General features: G+C 46.6%; 6 protein-coding genes. All 6 read left to right on the top strand.

Translation table 11 applies throughout. The features are described 5' to 3' along the window. Positions 1-435: 435 nt before the first annotated feature. Positions 436-693 carry an oxaloacetate decarboxylase subunit gamma gene (locus RH45_RS22645; protein ID WP_008081883.1) on the top strand — a complete coding sequence of 86 codons (258 nt, stop codon included), beginning with the start codon at positions 436-438 and terminating at the stop codon, positions 691-693. A 31-nt stretch (positions 694-724) separates the two neighbouring features. Further along, positions 725-2,509 carry a sodium-extruding oxaloacetate decarboxylase subunit alpha gene (oadA, locus tag RH45_RS22640; RefSeq protein WP_008081882.1) on the top strand — a complete coding sequence of 595 codons (1,785 nt, stop codon included), beginning with the start codon at positions 725-727 and terminating at the stop codon, positions 2,507-2,509. A 9-nt stretch (positions 2,510-2,518) separates the two neighbouring features. Next, the gene (locus RH45_RS22635) at positions 2,519-3,649 is read left to right on the top strand and encodes a sodium ion-translocating decarboxylase subunit beta (protein WP_039959145.1); all 1,131 of its coding nucleotides are present in this window, start codon (positions 2,519-2,521) and stop codon (positions 3,647-3,649) included. Positions 3,650-3,772: 123 nt separating this feature from the next. Then, on the top strand, positions 3,773-4,723 hold the full coding sequence (locus RH45_RS22630) for an NADP-dependent oxidoreductase (protein ID WP_008081880.1): 951 nt from the start codon (positions 3,773-3,775) through the stop codon (positions 4,721-4,723). Next, positions 4,717-5,178, top strand: coding sequence for a YqaA family protein (locus RH45_RS22625; RefSeq protein WP_008081879.1), 462 nt, complete (start codon positions 4,717-4,719; stop codon positions 5,176-5,178). Before RH45_RS22630 ends, RH45_RS22625 begins: the two co-directional genes overlap by 7 nt. Positions 5,179-5,187: 9 nt before the next feature. Beyond that, complete coding sequence (locus RH45_RS22620; protein ID WP_008081877.1) at positions 5,188-8,046, top strand: M16 family metallopeptidase; 2,859 nt, start codon at positions 5,188-5,190, stop codon at positions 8,044-8,046. Positions 8,047-8,052: the final 6 nt, after the last annotated feature.

Genomic DNA, 8,052 nt, shown 5'->3' with positions numbered 1-8,052 from the left:
GAAAAGCCCTGCTAGAAATAGCAGGGCTTTTTTATTAACATTTCATTATCATTTCTTTAACTTTAGATATACAACTTAATGTTTTACAAAGAGTTTTTTTGGAAACATTAACCCTATCGCAGTAATCCTATTGAATTTGAAATAACGTCTAGAAATCGACAGTTATTTATCCTTATTTAACCTGATATTGCAGATTTATGTGATTTGTATGACGTATTAACCCTTAGATATGTGCATTATCATCAAGACTGCTTTAAACAAAATTGACAAAGTTTAACCAATCGAGATAATCCTAGACTTCTTGTCGGGATCACATCGTTCGTCCTGAACAAAGAAATCCAGTCAATAACTGGTCACTTTTAGGTGGTTTTGGACATGAAGTCCTCGCTATCTGCCTAAAGCTCTATGTCAGGATGACAAAGAAAGGATGCAAAAATGGATAATATTGGAAGCCTGCTAGTAGATGCAGCGACGTTAATGCTTACCGGCATGGTCGTTGTGTTTCTATTCCTCACTATTCTTGTCTATCTCGTTCGGCTAATGTCAAAGTTGGTACCCGAAGAAGTACCAGAGCCGATCGCAACCCCAAACCAAAATAATAAAGTTCAACCAACCTCTTCTGCTGTTAGCCCGAAGGTAGTAGCGGCGATTTCTGCTGCGGTACATCAATATCGTACCTCTACTGCTAAGTAGCATTTGAATGGATTAAAAGGAGTTAATGAGCATGTCTAAACCACTAGCTTTAACCGACGTGGTTCTTCGTGACGCCCATCAATCGCTGTTTGCGACTCGTATGCGTCTTGAAGATATGTTACCTATCGCAGCAGAGCTGGATAAAGTAGGTTACTGGTCTCTTGAAACTTGGGGCGGTGCCACGTTTGATGCGTGTATTCGTTTCTTGGGCGAAGATCCATGGGAGCGCCTACGAGAACTGAAAAAAGCGATGCCTAACACCCCAATGCAGATGCTACTGCGTGGTCAAAACTTGCTAGGTTATCGCCACTACGCAGATGACGTTGTTGAGAAGTTTGTTGAACGTGCGCATGCCAATGGTATGGATGTATTCCGTATCTTTGATGCAATGAACGATGTACGTAACTTTGAAAAAGCAGTGAAGGCAGCGGTAGATGTGGGCGCGCATGCTCAAGGCACGCTGTCTTATACAACCAGCCCGGTTCATAACACCGACACTTGGGTTGACCTAGCGAAGCGATTGGAAGATCTCGGCTGTCACTCTTTGTGTATTAAAGACATGTCTGGTTTGCTTAAACCCTATGAAGCGGAAGAGTTAATTACTCGCATCAAATCTTCTACCGATATTCCTTTAGCGCTTCATTGTCATGCTACAACGGGTCTATCCACTGCAACGGCAGTAAAAGCTGTTGAAGCAGGTGTCGATATTTTAGATACCGCGATTTCGTCTATGAGCTGCACATATGGGCACACGCCAACGGAAACGGTTGTGGCTATGCTGCAGGGAACAGAGCGTGATACCAACCTGAAGCTAGACCAAATCGAACCAATTGCTGCTTATTTCCGTGAAGTTCGCAAGAAGTACGCGAAGTTTGAAGGTCAATTGAAAGGGGTTGATTCTCGTATTTTAATCGCTCAAGTACCAGGTGGTATGTTGACCAATATGGAAGGTCAACTGAAAGAGCAAGGTGCTGCCGATAAGCTTGATCAAGTGTTGGAAGAGATCCCACGCGTACGTCAAGATCTTGGTTATATCCCATTAGTGACGCCAACTTCCCAGATCGTGGGTACTCAAGCAGTGATCAACGTTCTTACCGGTGAGCGCTACAAGAGTATTACGAAAGAGACGGCCGGGGTTCTGAAGGGCGAGTACGGCGCCGCTCCTGCTGAGGTGAATGCAGAGCTACAAGCTAAAGTACTGGATGGTGGAGAGGCGATTACTTGTCGCCCAGCGGACTTACTAGAAGCTGAAATGGATACCTTGACCGACGATTTACTCGCTAAAGCAAAAGAAGAGGGCATTTCTCTGGCTGAGGATACGGTTGATGATGTGCTTACTTATGCGTTGTTCCCTCAGGTTGGCCTTAAATTCCTCAAGAACCGCAGAAATCCTGATGCGTTCGAACCTGCTCCTTGGTTAGAAGAAGCCCCTGCTTCTGCGCCTGTCGCGCAACCAGCTCAAGGTGGAATCGAGACGTACAGCGTGAAGGTAGATGGTCAAGTTTACGATGTTGAAGTTGGTCCGCAAGGTCAGTTGACGTCCGTTTCTCCTGCTCAGGCTGCGCCACAGGCGGCACCAGCGCCGGCTGCTCCTGCAGGTAATTCTGAAGTTGTACCAGCGCCGCTGGCAGGCAATATCTTTAAGGTTAATGTACAAAGTGGCGCTCAGGTTGCTGAGGGCGACGTGTTACTGATTCTTGAAGCAATGAAGATGGAAACCGAAGTTCGTGCTGCACGTGGTGGTATCGTTCAAGATCTCCACGTCAAAGAAGGTGATTCAGTTACAGTGGGTGCGCCCCTGATTAGCTTAGCGTAAGGGAGTACCATGGAAGGATTAATGACCCTTTGGTCTGAAACAGGGATTGCTAACTTCGAGTTTGGCCAGATCTGTATGATCTTGGTAGGTTGTACGCTGCTGTTTTTGGCTATTCGTAAAGGCTTTGAGCCATTACTGCTTCTGCCGATTGGTTTTGGTGCAATCTTAGCTAACATTCCTAACGCAGGCTTTACCGAAGAAGGCGGTCTTCTTTACTACGTTTACTACGTTGGTATTGAATCGGGGATCTTCCCACTGCTTATCTTTATGGGTGTCGGGGCCATGACGGATTTTGGTGCCTTGATTGCGAACCCTAAGACCTTGTGGCTCGGGGCAGCGGCCCAGTTTGGTATTTTCGCGACTCTGTTTGGTGCGATCTTGCTTAACTACGTACCCGGTATGGAGTTTAGCATGCCAGATGCGGCCTCGATTGCTATCATCGGTGGTGCAGATGGCCCTACCGCTATCTTCTTAGCAAGTCAGCTTTCGCCTGATCTGCTAGGTGCGATTGCGGTGGCGGCATACAGCTACATGGCGTTGGTACCGATTATTCAGCCACCAATCATGAAAGCGCTGACTACTCCAGAAGAACGTAAAGTGCAAATGGCTCAACTGCGCCATGTCGGCAAAGGGGAGAAGATCCTTTTTCCATTGGCAGTACTATTGATGACCATTTTGTTCTTACCTTCAGCAACACCTCTTGTCGGTATGTTCTGCTTGGGTAACCTAATGCGAGAAGCTGGTGTGGTTGATCGTCTGTCTAAGACGGCTCAAAACGAATTGATTAACATCGTTACCATCTTCCTTGGCCTTGGCGTTGGTTCCAAGCTTCAAGCCGAAGAGTTCCTGAATGTCGAAACTCTAGGTATCTTAGCGCTTGGCGCGGTTGCCTTTAGTATTGGTACCGCAGGGGGCGTTTTAATGGCTAAGCTGCTCAACAAGTTCTCCAAAGAAGACATCAACCCACTGATTGGTGCGGCGGGTGTTTCTGCTGTGCCAATGGCGGCACGAGTGGTGAATAAGGTTGGCCTTGATGCTAACCCACAAAACTTCTTGTTGATGCATGCCATGGGGCCGAACGTAGCAGGTGTTCTTGGCTCTGCAGTAGCGGCAGGTATTTTGCTCGCACTGGTGGGTTAATGATGAAATCAGGTAAGTTGTTGGTTAATTTGAAACCGATCGGTTAACTTGATAGCAATAAATGGTATATATTCAAAGGGATGCTCTAGCATCCCTTTTTGCTATCGATAGGGAAATGAAGAAATGGAAAACAAACAAATCGCAATCTCTCAATTTGGTCAACCTGATGTATTGGTGATTCAATCGTCTGCCATTCCTGAACCGAAAGCTGGTGAAGTACTTGTTAAAGTGGCGTTTGCTGGCGTGAACCCTATTGATGTTAAAACTCGTGCCGGACTTGGCTGGGCTGCCTCAGAAAACAAAGATAATTTACCTTGGGTTCCTGGCTATGACATTGCTGGCGAAGTGGTAGGTTGCGGTGATAACAGCGCGCGTTTTACCGTGGGTGATAATGTGGCTGGTTTTATTGGTTTTCCACTACAAGGCGGTGGATACAGTCAATACTTGTGTGTGCCGGAAGCTGAGCTCAGTTTAGTGCCCGATTCTATAACTCTAGAAGCGGCGGCCGCGTTACCGCTTGCCGGTCAAACTGCTGTGCAGGCACTCGATAAAGCTGCGGTTAAAGAAGGCGACCGAGTGTTGATTCTCGCAGGGGCAGGGGGCGTCGGTCATATTGCTATTCAGGTAGCGGTTGCGGCAAAAGCAGAAGTGTTTACCACTTGCAGTGAAGCGAATCTCGATTACATGGCGACCTTGGGCGCGCACGCGATCAATTACCAGTTTGCACCTGTTTCCGAGCGAGTTGAAGAAGCTGATGTTTTGATTGACTTGGTCGGTGGGGATGCCGCCTTAGATGCACTTAAGTGCTTGAAAGACGGTGCTAAAGTGGTCACTGTACCGACATTAAGTGCCGAGTTAATTTGTGAAAAGGCCAAGTTACTCGGTTTTGATGCGACAGGTATGTTGGTTGACCCTAACCCTGAACAATTAGATGCGCTGCTTTACATGGTCGGTGTTGGCTTACTCAAAACAGAAATTTACAAAACATATCCGATGAATCAAGTAGCACAAGCACACGAACAAATTGAGACAGGACACACACGAGGCAAGGTTTTGCTTGATATGCAATGCTAGAGGCGTTTAACGCTGCCTTTCAATCTATCGCATTATGGTTTTCTGATTCTGCACTCTGGGTGCTGTTTATCACTGGGTTTCTCAGTGCAACCCTATTACCGGGTGGCTCTGAGGCAGGCCTAATTGCGACCTTAAGCTTAAATCAATATTCCACCACAGTTATCATTGTTGTCGCCACTTTGGGAAATACCCTAGGTGGCTTAACGAATTATTGGCTGGGTTGGTGGTTACCAAATCGAACTCAAAACGAAAAGCATGGTCATAAAGCTTTACAGTGGTTGAGTAAATACGGCTACTGGTCACTCTTTTTCAGTTGGTTGCCTGTGATTGGCGATCCACTTTGTCTTGCAGCAGGTTGGTTGCGTATGCGTTTCTGGCCTTGTTTCTGGCTTGTCTTAATTGGCAAAGCTTTCCGATACAGCTTACTTGCTGCACTTTATTATGGTTTTTTCTAAGGGGAAGTCATGAGAAAAATCTGGCTTGGTGCATTTTCTCTCGTCGCTCTTTACGGCTGTTCAAACAGCTCTATACCTTCAGTCTCACTTTTTTCGTCTTTACCGGAAGGCATCACTTTAATTGAACAGGTGGACACGCAACCGGGTAAGGCAAGCATTCCTTATTCTAAGTATCAATTAGACAATGGCTTAACGGTTATACTTTCACCGGATCATTCGGATCCTCTTGTGCATGTCGATGTTACCTATCATGTCGGCTCAGCACGGGAAGAGATTGGCAAATCTGGTTTCGCCCATTTCTTTGAGCATATGATGTTCCAAGGTAGTGAGCATGTCGGTGATCAAGAGCACTTTAAGATCATTACCGAAGCCGGTGGCACATTAAACGGTACCACTAACCGAGATCGCACTAACTATTTTGAAACCGTGCCCTCTAACCAATTAGAGAAGATGCTCTGGCTAGAATCTGACCGGATGGGCTTTTTGCTTGATGCTGTCTCACAGCGTAAGTTTGAAATTCAGCGTGATACAGTCAAAAACGAGCGAGCGCAGAACTACGATAACCGCCCTTATGGTTTGATGTGGGAGAAGATTGGTGAAGCCATGTACCCTGAAGGTCATCCTTACTCATGGCAAACTATTGGCTACGTCGAAGATCTAGATCGAGTTGATGTGAATGATCTTAAAGCCTTCTTCTTGCGCTGGTATGGACCTAACAACGCCGTTTTGACCATTGGTGGTGATCTCGATGTGGATCAAACCTTAGAATGGGTGAACAAATACTTTGGATCCATTCCAACTGGACCAGCGGTTGAAAGCGCGCCAAAACAGCCGGCGAAGCTAGAGGGAGATCGGTATATCACGCTTGAAGATCGTATTCAGCAGCCGATGGTCGTCGTGGGGTGGCCGACCACGTACCGCGGTGAAGAGACTCAAGCTTCACTCAATGCTCTGGCAAATGTATTAGGTAGCGGTGCCAACAGTTTGCTCTACCAGAAGTTGGTCAAAACTCAAAAGGCGGTGGATGCTGGTGCGTTTCAAGACTGCGCTGAACTTGCGTGTAATTTTTACGTGTATGCGATGGCACCTTCCGGTGACAGCGGCCAATTGAAACCTCTATATCAGGAATTGATGCAAACCTTGAATGAATTTGAAGCCAAGGGCGTTGATCAGGCGCGTTTGGACCAAATCACGGGCATGGCTGAAGCTGATGCCGTGTTTGCTTTGCAAAGTGTTCGAGGCAAGGTCTCTCAGCTCGCTTCTAACCAGACGTTTTATAACCAGCCCGATCGTTTACAGACGCAGTTAGAGCAGATTCGCGCGGTGTCACCGCAGTCGGTTATGAAAGCGTATAAAGACTACGTGAATGGTCACGCTAAAGTGACGCTTAGCGTGGTACCACGAGGAAAAACCGAGTTTGCGGTCAAACCTGCCACGTTTGAAACGCCTGCGCGTACGCTTCCTGAGTATGCGAAAGTGCAAGAGTCAGATCTAGAGTATCGTCGTCCGGTGGATAGCTTTGATCGCTCGATTACCCCTCAAGTTGCCGAAGGCGTTAAAGCTCAGATGCCTAAACTGTATAGCCTGTACTTTGATAATGGTGCAGAGCTGCTTGGCACCGTGAGTGATGAAACACCGACGGTACAGTTGAATATTCGTTTCCCAGCAGGCGAGCGTTATGTCGCAAAAGGAAAAGAGGGGTTAGCCAATCTTACCGCGACGATGATGCAAGAAGGAACGCTAAAATCGAGCGTTGAACAACTGCAAGCAGAGTTGGATAAGTTGGGCAGTTCGGTATCGATTGATGCAGCCAACTATACCACCAGTATTTCTGTGTCGAGTTTAGAGAAAAACCTGCCACAAACTTTAGCTTTGGTTGAAGAGATCTTATTTGAGCCGGCATTTAAGCAGGAAGATTTTGATCGCAACAAGCGTCAGATGTTGGAAGGCATTGTTTACCAACATCAAAAACCAAGTTGGCTTGCCTCGCAAGCGACACGCCAAGTTCTGTTTTCAGGCTCTATCTACCAAAGACCGAATGACGGCACTCAGGCATCGGTGCAGTCGTTAACCCTTGAGGATGTAAAAGAGTTTTATCACACCCACTACACGCCTCAAGGAGCACAAATTGTGGTTGTAGGTGATCTCTCTAAACGACAAGCAAAAAAGGCGCTTGGCTTTATTGAAAATTGGCAAGGTGAAGAGGCTCCTCTGTTGCGCCCTCAAGTTGTCAAAGCACCACAAGAGCAGAGAATTTATCTTGTTGATAAACCCGGAGCTCCGCAAAGCATTGTTCGGTTCGTTCGCCAAGGCTTACCTTTTGATGCCACCGGGGAGACTTACCTGACTCAGTTGGCGAATTTCAATCTAGCAGGAAACTTCAATAGTCGACTCAATCAAAACCTGCGTGAAGATAAAGGCTATACCTATGGTGCTAGTGGTTATCTAGCAGCAAACCGAGAAGTCGGAGCGATAGTGTTCTCGGCTCAGGTTCGTGCTGATTCGACATTAGCGTCGATTCGCGAGTTTGAGAATGAGCTCAATGAGTACAGTGTTTCTGGTATGACCGACGATGAGATGAAATTTTTACGCTTGGCCGTCGGTCAACAAGATGCACTGAAGTATGAAACACCTTCACAGAAAGCTCAGTTGTTAAGTAGTATTCTAGCGTACAGCCTGGATGAAGATTATTTGAAGCAACGTAACGAAATCGTTGAAACAGTTGATAAGTCGACGTTGGATAAGTTGTCTGGGAAATGGTTTAGTCCAGATGATTACCAAATCATTGTTGTTGGAGACGCAAAATCGCTAAAACCGCAATTAGAAAGTTTGCAAATCCCGATAGAAGAGCTTGAAATCATCCGCTAGAGTACA

Source organism: Vibrio sinaloensis DSM 21326 (genome assembly GCF_000189275.1).
Taxonomy (GTDB): domain Bacteria; phylum Pseudomonadota; class Gammaproteobacteria; order Enterobacterales; family Vibrionaceae; genus Vibrio; species Vibrio sinaloensis.
The sequence above is the reverse complement of the archived record's forward strand: the minus strand, read 5'-3'. Positions and strand labels throughout refer to the sequence as shown.